This window comes from Pseudomonadota bacterium (assembly GCA_036141575.1).
GTDB lineage: Bacteria > Pseudomonadota > Alphaproteobacteria > UBA2136 > JAPKEQ01 > JAPKEQ01.
In genome coordinates this window covers 214,941-230,372 of the sequence record JAYZXF010000017.1, presented here as the reverse complement: position 1 = coordinate 230,372, position 15,432 = coordinate 214,941, and the positions used below count along the sequence as shown (strand labels likewise).

Here is a 15,432-nt window from a genome sequence, read left to right as displayed (position 1 = left end):
GGATAGGTTTCTAGAATCCTAGAAGACCTTTCAGTTCATTAGGAACAGCCTTGTTAAGCTCTTCCTTAACTTTGTTGGTTGTCTCGTTAATTTTTTTCTTCTGAGCGTCTTTGTTCTGGCCGCTCAGCATAGAGCCAACCGCAGCACCCACACCTGTGCCAAGAGGGCCACCTACGGCTGTGCCGATGGCCGCACCAATACCTTGTGGTGAGTTGAGGTCTGGTTTAATTTTAGGCTTATCAAGCGGGCCAGAAAGCTTAAGAGGAAGTGTCATGAGCGTACCCTGCCCTGAACCAATCTCTGGTGTAATATCCATGTTGATACGCCATTTAGGCAGATCGATCTTACCTTTTGCACTTAGCGCTTGGCTTGACAGCTTCACAATAGAGGATTCAGTTGTAAAGACACCATTCTCCGCTACAAACGGGAAGCTTAACTCCTGTAGCTCGTAGTTTTCACCCCCACCAAAAGCAAGGCCTGAGAATGTTTCTACACCCAGTTTAAGGGCACCGAGAGGCACACCCACAACTTCACCCTCGGTCGCTTTAATGTTTGCTGTACCTTGAATACTGTTTACAAGGTCATGTGCACTACGACCTATAAAGTCAAATCGTACCAAACCATTGAGAGGAATATCAGCCTTCACCTTACCTTCAATAATCTTAGCAAGGTTAAGAGCGTTGATGTTCATCTTCAGGTTACCTGTTGCAGTCTCTTTTGTTGCATCAAGCAGGAACTCAGTCACAAATGAGCCATCATCAGCTTTAAAGCTAAATGGTTCAACTTTAAGAAGACCTTTATGAATATTCACTTTTGCGTTTACAGCTTCAATTGTCGCTGCACCGCACTTTACTGTATCCATTGCAGTGTTTAGGGTCAGGCTTAGGTTATGTAGCGCTGAGAAATCAAGCGGCTCTTTAGAGAAGCGTTCCCCCTTTTTAGCAGCAGGCGCACTTGATGCAGGCTCAGAGGTTGAGCCTTTTGGCGTTTCTGCACCGCAGGCACCCCAATTCATGCCATCAAACTCTGGCACGCTTACAGTGGCTGTACCTGTAATCATGTCGTTTCCGCGGTTTGTGATATCAGCAACCACATGCGCAGATGTATTATTTGCCTTTAGAACAAGCTGAGATGTTTTAAATACCACTGGTGAAGCAAGAATGTCCCCTTCAACTTCAAACGGCATTTCAGTTAGCTCTAGGCCTAGCATCTTGTTGAGCGTTGTCATTAGTGTTGTTGCCTTAGCTGTGAGCGTACCGCTAAATGTTGGCTCGTCCATTAGGTAACGTAGACGACCTTGTGCATGTACAGTGTTACCGTCCATATCTACCTTCATATCCATAGGGATATTCTTCAGCTTACGTAGGTCTAGGGCACCAGCTACCTTGATTGGCACTGTGTTATAACGTACAGAAGCATCAATTTGTGTTTTTGCCAGATCACCTGCACCAAGGTTAATATTCAGATTTTCTACAGAATGCTTCACACCAGCAACTTTGTCATTATAAAGTAAGTTGGCATTTTGAATGGAAATTGTACCAAGAGACGTCAGTTTCTCCATTGGGTTACCACTGCTTTTCTTGGCAGGAGTACCACTTTCGCTACCTGGAGCGCGTCCTGATGTTTCAGGCTTGCCAGCCCAAGATGAACCTTTAGCTGTATTGATAAGGTTGACATCAGGTCGCACAACTTCAATTTCATCAATACCAACCTTCATAGCGAGTAAACTTGTGATACTTAAGCGTACTGCAACTTTATCAGCTGTGAGAAGTGGCTTACCACCCAGATGGCTCTCAATCTCAACACCTTCTATAAGAATAGATGGTTTTGGAAATACTTTAAGCTCACGAATTGCTGCAAGCTTGACAGGTGTATCAAGTGCTGTTGAAGCTTTGGCTTCAATCTGTTCCTTATACTTTGTGAAGTCAATCATTGGAAGAATTACAACTGCAAGAATGGCTACAATTGCAACCAAAACAAAAACAGATACAAATAGATATTTAAGGAACTTCATGTTACACCTTTATTTTTAGTATTTCCTTTAAACACTCCACACTGCGAGCCACGTGGTGTGGCTCTTCATGCAGAACAGATTCATTAAAACTGCCGTAACTTGCATAAATACTAGCAGATTTTACCGCATGTGCCAGCGCAATATCACAGCCATTATCACCAATCATGCAAACATCAGACGGGTCTTCAACAGCGCATTCAATCATAGCCATTTCCAACATTTCTTTTGCAGGTTTAAATGCATTTATACCTGTATGTTGCACGCTATCAATAATGTGAGCCAAGCGGTTTTCTTCAACAAATGCATGGGCTCTACGGTTACCAAGGTCTGTGCAAATTGCTTGCTTTACACCTTGGTTATGCAGGGCTTCAACAACCTCACGAATGCCATCAAACAGCACCCCTGTTCTTGGGTTCTGAAGAGTGCCACTTATATCCCATGCGACAAGCTTATATGGGCACGTCATAATTCTTACTCTGACCAGTCCATAATTTTAAATAAGGCCTGAAAATGCTCTGGCGCAGGCGCATCAATAAGCACAGGTTTATCCTTCTTAACCGGGTGCGGGAAAGAGATTTGACGGGCATGTAAAAACAGTGCGCCATATCCTGTAATATCAGCAATGGCAGATGCGCTGCCACCGTATTTAAGATCACCGACAATTGGGTGCCCCATAAACTGCATATGTACGCGAATTTGGTGCATGCGACCTGTTACTGGGTGTAGAGCTAGCCATGTTAGCCCCTCACCAACACCAAGGCGCCAGTATTTAGTCAGTGCGTCTTGGCCATCTTTTGCCACAACAACGCGTTGCTGCCCTGGAGGGCCGGCTTTTTTGAGGCGGCGGTCACAAATATCTTGCTCGTGGTTCATTTCACCAGCACCAATCGCCCAGTATGTCTTCTGCATTTCGCGTGTTTTAAAGACATCACCAAGCACTTGAGCCATCTCACGGCCTTTTGCAAAGGTCAGGCAGCCTGTCGTGTCTTTATCTAGGCGGTGCACAAGCTTCAATGTTTCATCATATGCTTTTGCCCATGCATCTAGGCTATCTGCTTGCTTAGAACCACCTTGGCTAGAAATACCTGCAGGCTTGTTGATCACCACAAAGTAATCATCTTCATACAGAATAAGCTCTGCAAAGGCTTGCCCTTTACGGCCGCCAGCAGGTGCTTTGCGAATGCTTTCACGGGCTTCATCAATCATAAATGGAGGCAAGCGAAGTTTGTCCTCTGCTTTAACTGTTTCCCCCCCTCTCACACGAGAACCATTCAGGCGAATTTGCCCTTTACGGCACAGGCGACGAACATCTGTAAAGCTTACAGACTTACAAATGTTTGTAATAAAACGGTCTAGGCGTTGGCCATCATCCCCTTTAGGAACTTCAATTGGCTCGAGCTTAGGCTTGTTTTCAACAGCATCAGACATTGTTCAACTTCTTTCTTAAAGCGTCAAAATACGCCATTCTCTTGCCCATGTCACGCTCAAATCCGAGCTCTACGGGCTGGTAGTAATGCGGGCGATCCATCCCATCTGGGAAGTAGTTCTGCCCACTAAAGCCATCAGGCGTATCAGGGTCGTAAGCATAGCCGTCACCATACCCCTGCTCTTTCATCAACTTTGTTGGCGCGTTTAGAATAATCTTTGGCGGCATCATATGGCTGGTTTCAGCGGCATGAACACGAGCTTGCTTATAGGCTTTATAGATACCAATGCTCTTTGGTGCAAGGGCAAGGTAAACAGCACACTGTGCAAGAGCAAGCTCACCTTCTGGTGTGCCGAGCATTTGGTAAGCATCTCGAGCAGCCACCGCTTGCGTGACTGCATTCGGGTCAGCAAGGCCAATGTCTTCATTGGCAATACGAATAAGCCTACGTGCGAGATAAAGTGGATCATCCCCACCCTCTAACATACGACAGAGCCAGTATAGAGCGGCTTGAGGGTCACTGCCTCGGATAGACTTATGCAAAGCACTAATGAGGTTATAGTGCGCGTCCCCGCCTTTATCATGGCTGCTGGCACGCTTTTGTATCAAATTTGTTAGGCCATCTTCATCCAAAGGCTTTGCTGGTGCACTTGCATAAATGGCTTCCGCCATATTGAGGAGCATACGACCATCTCCAAGTGCCATGCGAGCAAGAGTCTCTTTTGCTTCCTTAGTGAGAGGAATCTCCCCTTCCATCTCTTCAGCACGCTGAATCAGACCTGCCATATCCTCTTCAGTCAGAGGGTTGAGTGTTAACACCTGCATACGTGAAAGCAGTGCGGCATTCACTTCAAAGCTTGGGTTTTCTGTCGTTGCACCAATACAGAAGAACGTGCCGTCTTCTACATAAGGGAGGAAAGCATCTTGCTGGGCTTTATTGAAACGGTGAATCTCATCAATAAACACCACTGTGCGCCTACCAACCTCAGCGTTGGCTTTGGCCGTATCTACAACTTTACGAACATCAGCTACACCACTGAGTACAGCGCTTAATGGCTGAAAATCTGCATCAAAAGCACCCGCATAAAGGCGCGCAAGCGTGGTTTTTCCACAGCCCGGAGGCCCCCAAAGCAGCACAGAGACAGGACGGCCTGTTTCTGCTGTACGAGACAGCAGGCTATCCTTACCTGTGATATGAGATTGCCCAACCACCTCATCTAAAGACTGAGGCCGCAGCTTTTCAGCCAGCGGCCTTGTGTCAGGCATTGTATCTGCAAAGAGACTCAAAGTACGCTCACCTCACCAGTGCACGGACAGTACGCCCGCCTCGTTCGTAAACAACCTGCCATGCGCGCGGACGGCGACGGCTTACTTCTACAAGGTCGTCCACTGTTTGGATGGCTTTGCTATTCACTTGTTGAATAATGTCACCTTTTTGAAGCTTCAACATACTGAATGTGCTGCTGCCATGTGGGGCATTCACAACCGCGACACCTTTTTCTGTAAAGGCAAGACCAAGCTCATTGTTTAGAGATGGAGAAAGCTCTTCTACCATATAGCCAGCAAGTGGACCTGAGCCACCAAGCGTGACACGTTTCGTGGGATCACGATCTGGCAGACCTTCAAGCTTCATATCAAAGTTAAGGGTACGGCCGCCTCTAAATACAAGCAGATCAATACGTGAGCCAATACGCTCGCTTGCCAGAAGAGCTTCTAGAGATCCTTTATTGAGAATATCTTCGCCATTCATTTTTACAAGAATATCACCAATTTTAAGACCGTTCTTATCTGCTGGACCACCATCAAGTACATCATTCACAAGTACGCCAGTGACACGATCCATACCCAGCTTAGAAGCAAGTTGCCCTGTAAGGTTTTGGCTGCCAATACCAAGCCATGGGCGTGTAATACGACCTGTACTTAGCACACTCTGAATCACTGTATCTGCCATATTTGAAGGAATGGCAAACCCAATCCCTTGGTTCCCTCCACTACGGCTAAAAATCGCGGTATTAATACCAATTAGTTGCCCGTTTGAGTCAATAAGGGCACCACCACTGTTACCCGGGTTAATGGCTGCATCTGTTTGAATAAAGTTTTCAGCTGCTGCACTCCCTAGGCCACTTCGGCCAAGCGCAGAGACAATACCCATACTTACACTCTGCCCAACCCCATAAGGGTTACCAATTGCGAGCACCACGTCACCAACCTCTACACTGTCACTGTCTGCAAAGCGTACCGCTTCAAAACGCTCACCATTTTTAGGAATAATACGAAGCAGTGCAAGGTCAGTACGTTTATCACCCGCAATAAACTCTGCGTCACGCTCACGTTTGTCACCAAACATGACCTTCACTTTTTTAGAGCCTTGGATAACATGCAGGTTTGTAATCATATGACCGTCTGGCGTGACAATAACGCCTGAGCCAAGAGAGCGTTCAACACGTTGACGCACCGGGCCCGTTTGACCAAAGAACATATCAAAGAAAGGATCGTTAAACATGCTGACACGCTCACGTACAACCTTTTTGGTATAGATGTTCACAACCGCAGGAGACACCTTTTTCACCACATCTTTAAAAGATGTGCGAACATCCCCCATAGTCACAGCTGCCTGAGCAGGGATAACGATAAGATAAAGTGCAAGTACTAGCTTAAGATAGTTTTTCATTTTATTGTTTTCCTTAGTTATTACATGCAAGGTGCCATACCAGACTCCCAAAGGCTCGCAATGCGCTTCAGCACACTTTGTACAGGGCCTTTTTCGTCTGTTTCTGGCATATGACTATTCATAATTTCACAGTAATCGCCACCGCAGTGGAGTTTTACGTTTTCAAGGTCACCGCCCCCGGCTGGGTTCAGGTAACCACATAGGCGCAGAAGTGCGCCTACAAGCTTGGCTTGTTGAATAACACGCTCACTATGGACGCTATGTACAAGTGGCATCATGCTTGGTAGCAGCTCATCTTCATGGCGGAAGTATGTGCACAGGCCAATAAACATACGGTCTTTATGGCTACAGCCTACATAAGGGCCTTCAAGAATACGTTCAAATACGGTATGGCCTCGGCCTGTGGCTTGTTCACGCCAGCCGCACTCCACCATAAGTGACGCCGCCATAACTAGACGGTCAGGCAGGCATGAGAAATGATCGAGAATCCAGCGCGCACGCTTAAGGCCAACCTCAGCCCCAAAGCCACTGCGGTTTGCCCACTCTGTTGCGTAAGTGAGGAGCAGGTCATTATCTTCTGTCTCATAACCACACTGGGTAAACAGTACTCCTTCACGCAGACCAAATGTACCAAAGCGCACGTTTTCCATGCCTGTTGCATTCATAAGCGCGATGAGAGCAGCTGCACGATAAGGCAGAACCTCTTTCCACTCAGGTGTCATGCCTGAAAGGCCATCCATCATAAGTTTACCGTCTACAAGGTCACCAAATACAGCGGCAGCATCATCTTTTTTAATGCGGTAATCATGCAGAATATTAAGCGGGTAACCAATAAGAGACATGTGCATACGCGCCAGTGTGCGCATACCTGAACCAAGAACAATCAAATCTCGCCCTTCAGCTGATGGCAACCAGTCATGTTCACTGATCGCTTTTTCTACAATCTCTTGTGCTTTACGTGGGGTATGGTTACTCAGCTCTTTAAGTGAAAGAATACCAAGCGGGAATGTGGCTAGGCGTCTACGGCCACTACACTCAGAAAGCTCAAGGCTACCGCCACCTAGGTCTAGCACAATACCGCTGGCATCAGGCATACCAGCAAGAGCACCTTCACCAGCAAGAGCAGCCTCTTCTTCACCACTAATAATATGAACCTCAAAGCCGTACTCTGCTTCAATCTCTTTTGCAAAGGCTTCACCATTTTCAGCTTCACGCATCGCGCTACTTGCAACGGCAACAATCCCTTCAGCGCCAACTTGCCCCGCTGTCCATGCAAACCAGTTCAGGGCATCTTTGGTGCGTTTCATGGCTTTATCAGAAAGAACAAACTTACCTTCACCCTTCCCTTTTGCAAGGGCTGTCCATACCTTGTGGTGCACAAGCAGGTGTGGGTACATGGCTTCTGTTTCAACAATAATCATACGGACCATGCTTGAGCCGATATCAATCACGGCAATACGCTTACCGTTAAACGGAGGAATACTCATATCTCTAAAACGTAGATCTAAAGATTTCACGCGTTCTCTCCTTCTAGAACTTGGCGAACAAGTGGTTTTGTAATGGCACGCTTTTCAGCAAGAGCCGTTTCATCCAAGTGGTTCAAAATACCGCGCAGCACGCCCACATCACGGGCACAGCGCATAAGCAGGTATTGAATTACATCAGGGCTAAGTGTCATCTGTCGATCAGACGCCCACTTTACAATAAGGATTTCTAGATCTGACTCAGATGGCTTCTCAATGGCAACTTGGCTGAGCAGAAGCAAGCGAGATTTAAGCTCTGGAATCAGATCACTGCGCTGCGCAATTGGCATCTCACTTGTGACAACACAAGGCTTACTTTCAGTCAGGCAGTGGTTAATCAGCGCAAAGCATGTTTCTTGATGCTTAAGGCTATCTAGGTCAAGCGCTAGAGATGGAAAGTCAAGCTCTGCAATGTCATCTAGCTCAGAAGCTTTCACGTAAAATGCGCCAGATTCACTCACCCATGATTTAAGAAGATGGGTTTTACCAACGCCTTCTTCACCGTAAATTACTAAACCATTGCCAAGATTCTGCAAAGCCTGAAGGGCCCCCTGCACGTGAGCAAGCGGTAGAAAACTCTCAGGTGAGTAATCCTCAAACTTTGGGAAATCCAGCAGCATCTGGTTCATTAGAACATCTGCTCCTCTTTACCATTTAGGCGCCAAACATTACGGATATTTGTATCTTCGAGGTAAAGGTCATGCTTTTTAAGGTATTTGCCAAGTGCCACATGGTCTGTTTGCATGTTAATGACAAATACTGTTTCGCTACGGCTCATGAGGCGGATACCCACTTGCTGAATGAATGAAGCATTCTCAAGAAGCTTCTCAACCTTTTGGATATCCTTCACAGATTCAGCTTTATAACGAAGCAGGAAGTTATTCTCATCTTCTGGGCTCATCATACGGGCGTTACGGTAAGCAACCTCATAGCCGCGCAGTGCTGTATCAGCCATTTTCTCTAACCCTTCAGACAGCGCGAAGACTGTTTGCTCGCGCGCAATATCTGATGCATTTGAAAAGACAGACAATGTCACAATATCATCGCTTAAGTTATGTTCAGCCATAAACACGACAGCCTGATCCGTGCCTGCAATAGCTGCAATTTCATCCAATGCATCTGCGGCCCCAAACTCAAATAGATCTGTCTTAATACCTGACTGTTTGATCAGCTCTGGCTCTACAACTTTGTACGTGAATAGTGTGGCTGTGTCATTGTACTCCTCAAGCAGTGTGCGCCAATCTGTGGCGCTTGATGCCGGGTAAAGCGTACGACCTTCTTTCCATAGTGGAACAACAGCAACCGTTACTGGGCGCATATCTGTGTATGGAACACCGCGGCGCAGAATGGCTTTACGGATTGGGTCACGCTCAAGTGTAATATTTACAGTGAGGGTGTAAGCCCCCTTTTTTCGATTCTCATCCACAACCTCAACAGAACGCACAACGGTTGCTGAAGGGATTTCGCTGGCGATAATGTTCACCATTTGATCATTTCCAGCAGGAATAAGTCGCTCAAGAACATCTACAATGGCATCACGCCCAAGACGGTCTAAAAGCTCAGCACGTTTAGAGGCATCCGTCGTTGTACCTGAGAAGTTATGAAGACGATAGACATTTTCCACAGCAAAGCTACTGAAACTTAGGCTCAGCAACAGGGCAAACAAAACAAGAAGTTTTAAGACTTTGTATTTTTTTATCATGGATGGAACTTTAACGGAGATAGGTGTATTCAACAACAAAAAAGGCTTTGTAAAAATGGCAAAAAAGGCTTGTATACACCAAACCCTCATGCTATTAAAAAGATTCCTGAACCACATGTTACTTTTCACAAATCTCAATCTAAGGAGACGATCATGTCTACCGCACTTCTGGTGATTCTTGGCATTGTTATCGGTGTTGCTGTCGCTGCCATTGGCTTGTACATCTGGTTTGCCGTATACTTTCGCCTGAAATAAGGAGGTCTCCACATTATGGAATTTCTTAAACTCCTGGCTGGTCTACTTGTAGGCGGAGGCCCTGCCCTGTTGGTGTTTGGCCTTCCCATTGCCGCAGCGCTCTCATTTGTTTCTGGTATGGCTCTGGTTATTGCCGTCATCAAAAAAGAAGCAAAAGACGAGCAGCAAAACTGACCTGACATTCGACATAAAAAAGGCTCCCGCTTGGGAGCCTTTTTGCTTAGGTTATCTACTAACCTACTAGCTCTTCATCTTTAAAGAAGAAAGAGATTTCACGAGCAGCTGCCTCTGGAGAGTCAGAACCGTGTACAGCGTTCGCTGAAAGGTCATCGTTGCCACGAGCGAAGTCGTAACGGATTGTGCCTTCTTCAGCGTTGTTAGGGTTAGTTGCACCCATTAGCTCACGGTTTTTAGTGATCGCGCTCTCGCCTTCAAGTACTTGAAGAACAACTGGACCACTTGTCATGAAGCCTACAAGCTCGCCGAAGAATGGGCGCTCTTTGTGCTCAGCGTAAAATAGTTCAGCCTGCTCTTTAGATAGCCTTGCTTTTTTCATCGCTACTGGACGTAGGCCGTTTTTCTCGAAACGGTCAACGATTGCACCAACAACGTTTTTAGAAACTGCGTCTGGTTTGATAATAGAGAACGTACGTTCCATAATTTATATACTCCTTAAACTTTTAGTGTATTCAGGTTTTGTAACGTATTTTTTAGGGATTGGCAACGCATTTTTCAAGTGCCAGACAAAACAAAAACGCCCTTTTTACAGGGCGTTTTCAAAAGTCGATTTTAGTTAAGGAGGCGCAAGGCCAAAGCACGCAGTTCGTCGGAGAATTCAACAAGTTCCTTCACCACAGTAAAGAGCTCACTGTCTTCACCAACCATTTCTTTGACGGCGTTCATGTCCTCAGTGGCATCTTCAGGCTCACTTTGAGCCATCTCCTTCAAAGCGGCAGCCATTTCAGTACCCTCCAGCTCACGCATAATTGCGCCTGCAAGCTGGTTGGAATCATCTGCATCCAGCGCTTTTATTACGCTGGCAACAATTGCCTTGGCTTTCTCATGACGCTCATTGAACACGTCAACTTCCTGCATCATGGCAGCCACGCTCATGAATTCAAAATGGGTTTTGAGCTGATTTAGTTCACCAGCCATTGCTTGTGCAACGCTATACATAGGATAAATCCTTTCAGAAAAAGAGAAAATAAGATAAAAATCAGACAGATCGTATGCCCCTCTCCTGACGCTGTCAAACAGAATAAGAAAAACCCCCACAAATTTGTGAGGGTTTGTTCGATTAACGGCCGCGCCCTGTAAGGGCCAACAAAATGGCAAGGGAGCCACGTGCCCACTCAACCACTTGGTAGAATGTGCTTTCTGAGTCAGTGTCACGGAGCTGCTGCTCCAAAATCACAAATGCCTGCAAGGACATCATCATTCCAACCCATTCATCTTGAGAAACCTTCTCAGAAGCCATAGCATGAATATCAGATGGTTTGCAGCTTGGGAGTGCCTTTACAAGGCCATTAAATGGCTCTCCATTCTTTTGGATGTAATCAAAGGCTTCATCGTAGCGGTCACCATCCATAAGTGAAAGCACGTGACGCACAACAGCCCAGGACTGTTCATAAGCGACAGTTGCCTGACGCAGCGCCATAGACGGATTTTGATTCTGAGACACAAAAGGTCCTTTCATGAAAAAAGAGAAACAAGATAAAGGTTCGCCCTATATAAGGCTCAGCTGCTTTTTTCTGTCAAACACAAAAGCAAAATGCACCCAAGATGGGTGCATTGCAGAATCGATTTACAGGCGCATAAGCAAGACATAAAGAACGTCAAAGCGGGTGAGCTTTTGATGAAGTTCATTAAGCAGGCCTGACGTAGGCGCCGAATCCTGGTATTCCTCCCTCTGTGAAATGATGACAGCAAAGCTTTCATCTTTCCCCAGCTCATCTTGAACAATTGTGATATGTTCACGATCTTCTTTTGATTTTTGGTGGGCTTTCTCAATCAGCATGAGAGCCAACGTTGCATGAGCAGATGCTTTGTTTTCATCCTCCTCCAGATGACGCACAGCATCAGTGTAGCTTGCAACAGCACCATGCGCCAGACGGCGCAGACATTCCTCCATTGAACGCATGAGTTTCCTTTCAAGAAAAAAGGTGTGACAGATTTAAGTGTGTGTATTCACATCTAGGATCATTTCGCAGCCTTGTCAAGAGATCATATGAAAAATGCACCTGATTTTTTAGGTGCATTTAACAATCGATTTAACCGCTCATGATTTGCTTGTAGCGCCCTTCAAAAAAGGCCAGAAAGCCGAGAACATCTTCCTCGTCCTTCTCAGGGGTGCTACGAGAGCGTTTGGCCTGTTCCTGCCTGAAAGTTTGATATGCATTATAGCGCTCAATAAAGGCGGCATCATCAAAGAAGGTGCGTAAGTAGCCCCTAACCTCTGCAGAGCGACCAGCACTGCGGTACAAATCTTCAATGGACTGTTGCAACAGATGCGCCTTCACATACAGGTCAGCATAATCCACTGCGGGATGGTTTTGGATGATCTCGTCTGCCAGCGCAATATAAGCATGAGTGACAGAGTTTACGCAGTTACGTAGAGACATCACGTCGTGTCTATCGAGCATGTAACGCTCCTTTAAAAAGGTGAAGAGATTCTTGATTGGCATGTATCTAAGCTGATGCTGGTGAATTGTCAATGAAAATGCACCCAACAAGGGTGCACTTCAAATTCGCTTTTTTCGCTTTTAAAGCCTCTGCAGCTCTTGGTAAACGCTTTCAATCAGCTCTAGGTTGCCAAACAGCTCTTCCATCTCAGGTGTCAGAGGGTCTTCCACATCCAGCATGTTGATCATATCAATAGTGTGCTGGAACTCTTCACGCGCAGCCTGAAATTCAGCATGTCCCTGCAAGGCATTCTTCGATGCCTCAACAAGTGCCGCATGACCGCGCATCTCATTCACAAGATCACGGAACAGGTCACCCATAATTTTTGAAGCGGCAACTGCGCCTCTTTTTTGGAACTCTTGTGCCCACTCGCCCATGGCCACCTTGACATTATTTACAAAAGAATCACCAACACCAATAGAGAGTTGCTGGCAATCAAAAGGTGTAAGTTCTGACATAATATATATCCTTCAGAAAAAAGAGTGTCAGGTCAAAATCTTTGCGATTTTGATATTGATATGCGTTGCCATCATAAGGAAGGCATTCATACGCTGTTGAGGGCTCATATCATCAGTAACATGAGCATTTTCAATCTGGTTCATGTCGTCTTCAGTCATGCCAGCGGATTCCTGCAGCAGAATTTTCAACTCTACGTCAGCTCCACTTTCTTTCAGCAAGTCTTTAACGCCATCAATATGTTCTTGCGGCAGCATATTCAGCTTAGCCAAAATACGTCTCAACTTGGCAACAGAACCTTCCAGATCAGTCATACCTTCACGGCCTTGAGTAAACATAACGGTCATAACCGACATGCCAAACTCATCAATAGCTTCGTTCAGGTCATTAAACGTGTCTTGAACACTAAGTCCCATAGATTGGTCTCCTAAAAAAGAGAAAGAAAAGAAACGATAGATCATAAATCGAGAATGAGGCTATCGATTTAAAACTACACAGTCAATCAGGAAAAAGAATTAAAAGAGTATACTAACTGAATACAATTCAGGCTTTTTTCTGCCATCCAGTACCTGTATGCTCAAAATAAGAAAGGTCAAACCCTGCATCTTTATAAAGCTTCCAACGCTGGCGTGCTTTGGTCACTTGGTTATCATGTCCTTCAAAGATATCAATGGCTTTTTCATACTCAGCAATAGAGCCGCCCTGCGCGCCACTAACCATCACAAGAATATCTGCATTATTGGCATTTTCTGGCTTTGTGGTTACCAGTACAGGATGCTTATCCACATGCACACCATCAGCCTCTAGGCCGTGTGCAAGAAAGCTCTCCTCTTTATACGTCCAAAGCATTTCATCAATGCGCTCTGCACGCTGAGCATTGGGACACACAACAAGAACACGGTGCCCTGCAGAGGTCACTTTTTCTAGAAGATGCGCAAGTGTTTTATCCGTCGTAGACGGCATTGGGTCTCGCACTTGATAGAAGCCAATATGTGTCATGCCTAGTAATGTACAGGATTGGAGAGCTTTTGCAAGAGAGAAAGCCCCGCAGTTGCGGGGCTTTTCATGTTTTTAGATGTTACTTAGATGTGCTCTCTAGGTAATCGACAAAGAGCCTTACACCAAAGCCGCTTGCGCCTTTAACGGGCATCGCACCTGGGATCTTTTCGCTCATGGCTACACCGGCGATATCAATATGCGCCCAAGGTGTTTTACCCACAAAGTTTTGTAGAAAGACTGCTGCTGTTGATGCGCCACCAAAGCGAGCACCATCATTGTTTAGATCAGCAAGTGTTGGCTTGGCTGCGTAGTCCTTATCAATCGGCATGCGCCACAGACGCTCACCTGTACGCTTACCTGTTTCAGTTAGCGCTTTTGCCATATCTTCGTTTGGCGTAAACAGACCAGCATACTGACCACCAAGTGCCATCATAATTGCACCTGTCAGCGTTGCGATATCAATCACCTCAGTTGGCTTGTGCTTATCAATTGTGTAAGCCATAGCATCCGCAAGAACCAAACGACCTTCTGCGTCTGTGTTCATCACTTCTACAGTTTTACCGTTGTAAGCAGTATGGATAACACTTGGGATGTTACCGTCAGCGTCGATCATGTTCATCACAGTACCGATCACACCAATTACATTCACTTTAGAACCCCGCTCTGCAAGGGCCTTCATAGCGCCCATAACAGCAGCACTACCAGCCATGTCACACTTCATCATGCCCATACCAGCAGTTGGCTTTAGGTTATAACCACCTGTATCAAACATTACACCCTTACCAACAAGGCATTTGTAATCTTTGTTTTTCTTGTCACCTGTGTACTTCATCACAATCAGACGAGACTCTTGCGCTGACGCTTTACCAACAGAAAGAAGTAGGTTAAGCCCCATCTTCTCTAGCTGCTTTTCGCCAAATACTTCAACCTTCATACCTGGAAGTTTTGCAATGTCTTTTGCAACTTTTACCATGTGATCTGGGTTGGCAATGTTAGGTGGCAGGTTCACAAGTTCACGACCAAGGCTTACACCGCCCATAAGTGCCGCAAGGCCTTTTAATTCGCCTTTAAAGTCAGCTGCTTTTTTATGAATTGCATGAACCTTTTTAAGCATACCTTTTTGGTGTGCTTTTAGGTCTGTCTTAAAATCATCTGTACGGTACGCACCAAGGTGAACGCCTTCAAGAACATTTGTGACAATGTTATCTTTAATTGTTTCAAACAGAATCGCTGCGTTTTTAACACCAGCTTTATCAAGCTCAGTACCAACTTGTACGCCCCAAGTTGTGTAAATGCCTCTGTCGTCTTCCTTTTTAAAAGGAGCGCCAATCGCCACAACATGCTGGATAGACTCATGCGCAACAGGGAATGAGATCACCTCACCTGCTCCGCCTTGGAAACGGCTATTTGCAAGCACAGATTCAACTGTATCGCGTACGGCCTTAGGCAGCGACGCTGCACCTTTACCAAGTTTAAGTTTATCTTCAAGCATCAGAACAACTGCGCCTTTAAACGTTTTTGGAAGAGCTTCATTTGCAGCAAAAGAAAGCATGATCGGTAGAACCTTCAATATTATTATTGTTTATTTAGAATTACATATCCTTTTAGTCTGCGTGATTGCCGCAATCCTCACAAGATTTTTCTTTAGTAAAAAGGCAAGGTGCGCTATAACTTGGGGCACGGGGAAGAGAATAAAATAAAAGA

18 protein-coding genes are annotated in these 15,432 nt (G+C 45.8%); 1 reads left to right on the top strand and 17 read right to left on the bottom strand.

Going from position 1 to position 15,432, the window contains the following annotated elements; translation table 11 throughout:
- Positions 1–10 precede the first annotated feature (10 nt).
- From VX730_08750 to VX730_08715, 8 genes are read right to left on the bottom strand one after another with little or no spacing between them, the layout of a single operon-like run.
- Positions 11–2,014: an AsmA family protein gene (locus VX730_08750; protein MEC9292477.1), complete on the bottom strand. Its 2,004-nt coding sequence runs from the start codon at positions 2,012–2,014 to the stop codon at positions 11–13.
- Position 2,015: 1 nt separating this feature from the next.
- Positions 2,016–2,480 carry an HAD family hydrolase gene (locus VX730_08745; GenBank protein ID MEC9292476.1) on the bottom strand — a complete coding sequence of 155 codons (465 nt, stop codon included), beginning with the start codon at positions 2,478–2,480 and terminating at the stop codon, positions 2,016–2,018.
- A 5-nt stretch (positions 2,481–2,485) separates the two neighbouring features.
- Positions 2,486–3,442: an RluA family pseudouridine synthase gene (locus tag VX730_08740; GenBank protein MEC9292475.1), complete on the bottom strand. Its 957-nt coding sequence runs from the start codon at positions 3,440–3,442 to the stop codon at positions 2,486–2,488.
- The gene (locus VX730_08735) at positions 3,435–4,706 is read right to left on the bottom strand and encodes a replication-associated recombination protein A (protein MEC9292474.1); all 1,272 of its coding nucleotides are present in this window, start codon (positions 4,704–4,706) and stop codon (positions 3,435–3,437) included. The genes VX730_08740 and VX730_08735 overlap by 8 nt, the downstream gene beginning before the upstream one ends.
- 28 nt (positions 4,707–4,734) lie before the next feature.
- Entirely contained in the window at positions 4,735–6,111 is a 1,377-nt protein-coding gene (locus VX730_08730; protein ID MEC9292473.1) for a Do family serine endopeptidase, read from the bottom strand.
- 20 nt (positions 6,112–6,131) lie between these two features.
- The gene (locus tag VX730_08725) at positions 6,132–7,628 is read right to left on the bottom strand and encodes a hypothetical protein (protein ID MEC9292472.1); all 1,497 of its coding nucleotides are present in this window, start codon (positions 7,626–7,628) and stop codon (positions 6,132–6,134) included.
- Complete coding sequence (locus VX730_08720; GenBank protein ID MEC9292471.1) at positions 7,625–8,263, bottom strand: DnaA/Hda family protein; 639 nt, start codon at positions 8,261–8,263, stop codon at positions 7,625–7,627. The genes VX730_08725 and VX730_08720 overlap by 4 nt, the downstream gene beginning before the upstream one ends.
- A complete protein-coding gene (locus tag VX730_08715) occupies positions 8,263–9,336 on the bottom strand; it encodes a hypothetical protein (protein MEC9292470.1) in 1,074 nt (357 codons plus the stop codon). The genes VX730_08720 and VX730_08715 overlap by 1 nt, the downstream gene beginning before the upstream one ends.
- Positions 9,337–9,606: 270 nt before the next feature.
- Between VX730_08715 and VX730_08710 the strand changes: the two genes are divergently transcribed.
- Positions 9,607–9,765, top strand: a complete 159-nt coding sequence (locus VX730_08710) for a hypothetical protein (GenBank protein MEC9292469.1) — start codon at positions 9,607–9,609, stop codon at positions 9,763–9,765.
- Positions 9,766–9,823: 58 nt separating this feature from the next.
- On the opposite strand, the gene ndk is transcribed toward VX730_08710, so the two are convergent.
- The 9 genes from ndk to VX730_08665 form a co-directional block, all read right to left on the bottom strand.
- Positions 9,824–10,249, bottom strand: a complete 426-nt coding sequence (gene ndk / locus VX730_08705; GenBank protein ID MEC9292468.1) for a nucleoside-diphosphate kinase — start codon at positions 10,247–10,249, stop codon at positions 9,824–9,826.
- A 131-nt stretch (positions 10,250–10,380) separates the two neighbouring features.
- Complete coding sequence (locus VX730_08700; GenBank protein ID MEC9292467.1) at positions 10,381–10,767, bottom strand: hypothetical protein; 387 nt, start codon at positions 10,765–10,767, stop codon at positions 10,381–10,383.
- A 121-nt stretch (positions 10,768–10,888) separates the two neighbouring features.
- Positions 10,889–11,272 (bottom strand): hypothetical protein, encoded by a 384-nt coding sequence (locus tag VX730_08695; protein MEC9292466.1) that lies wholly within the window; start codon positions 11,270–11,272, stop codon positions 10,889–10,891.
- Between the two features lie 123 nt (positions 11,273–11,395).
- Positions 11,396–11,731 carry a hypothetical protein gene (locus VX730_08690; GenBank protein MEC9292465.1) on the bottom strand — a complete coding sequence of 112 codons (336 nt, stop codon included), beginning with the start codon at positions 11,729–11,731 and terminating at the stop codon, positions 11,396–11,398.
- A gap of 130 nt (positions 11,732–11,861) precedes the next feature.
- Positions 11,862–12,233 (bottom strand): hypothetical protein, encoded by a 372-nt coding sequence (locus tag VX730_08685; GenBank protein MEC9292464.1) that lies wholly within the window; start codon positions 12,231–12,233, stop codon positions 11,862–11,864.
- A gap of 120 nt (positions 12,234–12,353) precedes the next feature.
- Complete coding sequence (locus VX730_08680) at positions 12,354–12,731, bottom strand: hypothetical protein (protein ID MEC9292463.1); 378 nt, start codon at positions 12,729–12,731, stop codon at positions 12,354–12,356.
- A gap of 27 nt (positions 12,732–12,758) precedes the next feature.
- Positions 12,759–13,145 carry a hypothetical protein gene (locus tag VX730_08675; GenBank protein ID MEC9292462.1) on the bottom strand — a complete coding sequence of 129 codons (387 nt, stop codon included), beginning with the start codon at positions 13,143–13,145 and terminating at the stop codon, positions 12,759–12,761.
- Positions 13,146–13,272: 127 nt separating this feature from the next.
- Complete coding sequence (locus VX730_08670) at positions 13,273–13,728, bottom strand: DNA polymerase III subunit chi (protein MEC9292461.1); 456 nt, start codon at positions 13,726–13,728, stop codon at positions 13,273–13,275.
- Between the two features lie 79 nt (positions 13,729–13,807).
- Positions 13,808–15,280 carry a leucyl aminopeptidase gene (locus tag VX730_08665; GenBank protein MEC9292460.1) on the bottom strand — a complete coding sequence of 491 codons (1,473 nt, stop codon included), beginning with the start codon at positions 15,278–15,280 and terminating at the stop codon, positions 13,808–13,810.
- Positions 15,281–15,432 lie beyond the last annotated feature (152 nt).

Bases quoted from the DNA above. Each gene is read 5' to 3' on its own strand.
- VX730_08715 (MEC9292470.1), bottom strand. From the start codon at position 9,336: ATGATAAAAAAATACAAAGTCTTAAAACTTCTTGTTTTGTTTGCCCTG.
- VX730_08685 (MEC9292464.1), bottom strand. From the start codon at position 12,233: ATGCTCGATAGACACGACGTGATGTCTCTACGTAACTGCGTAAACTCT.
- VX730_08750 (MEC9292477.1), bottom strand. From the start codon at position 2,014: ATGAAGTTCCTTAAATATCTATTTGTATCTGTTTTTGTTTTGGTTGCA.
- VX730_08675 (MEC9292462.1), bottom strand. From the start codon at position 13,145: ATGGGACTTAGTGTTCAAGACACGTTTAATGACCTGAACGAAGCTATT.
- VX730_08730 (MEC9292473.1), bottom strand. From the start codon at position 6,111: ATGAAAAACTATCTTAAGCTAGTACTTGCACTTTATCTTATCGTTATC.
- ndk (MEC9292468.1), bottom strand. From the start codon at position 10,249: ATGGAACGTACGTTCTCTATTATCAAACCAGACGCAGTTTCTAAAAAC.
- VX730_08720 (MEC9292471.1), bottom strand. From the start codon at position 8,263: ATGAACCAGATGCTGCTGGATTTCCCAAAGTTTGAGGATTACTCACCT.
- VX730_08735 (MEC9292474.1), bottom strand. From the start codon at position 4,706: ATGCCTGACACAAGGCCGCTGGCTGAAAAGCTGCGGCCTCAGTCTTTA.
- VX730_08670 (MEC9292461.1), bottom strand. From the start codon at position 13,728: ATGACACATATTGGCTTCTATCAAGTGCGAGACCCAATGCCGTCTACG.
- VX730_08665 (MEC9292460.1), bottom strand. From the start codon at position 15,280: ATGCTTTCTTTTGCTGCAAATGAAGCTCTTCCAAAAACGTTTAAAGGC.
- VX730_08700 (MEC9292467.1), bottom strand. From the start codon at position 10,767: ATGTATAGCGTTGCACAAGCAATGGCTGGTGAACTAAATCAGCTCAAA.
- VX730_08710 (MEC9292469.1), top strand. From the start codon at position 9,607: ATGGAATTTCTTAAACTCCTGGCTGGTCTACTTGTAGGCGGAGGCCCT.
- VX730_08740 (MEC9292475.1), bottom strand. From the start codon at position 3,442: ATGTCTGATGCTGTTGAAAACAAGCCTAAGCTCGAGCCAATTGAAGTT.
- VX730_08745 (MEC9292476.1), bottom strand. From the start codon at position 2,480: ATGACGTGCCCATATAAGCTTGTCGCATGGGATATAAGTGGCACTCTT.
- VX730_08690 (MEC9292465.1), bottom strand. From the start codon at position 11,731: ATGCGTTCAATGGAGGAATGTCTGCGCCGTCTGGCGCATGGTGCTGTT.
- VX730_08680 (MEC9292463.1), bottom strand. From the start codon at position 12,731: ATGTCAGAACTTACACCTTTTGATTGCCAGCAACTCTCTATTGGTGTT.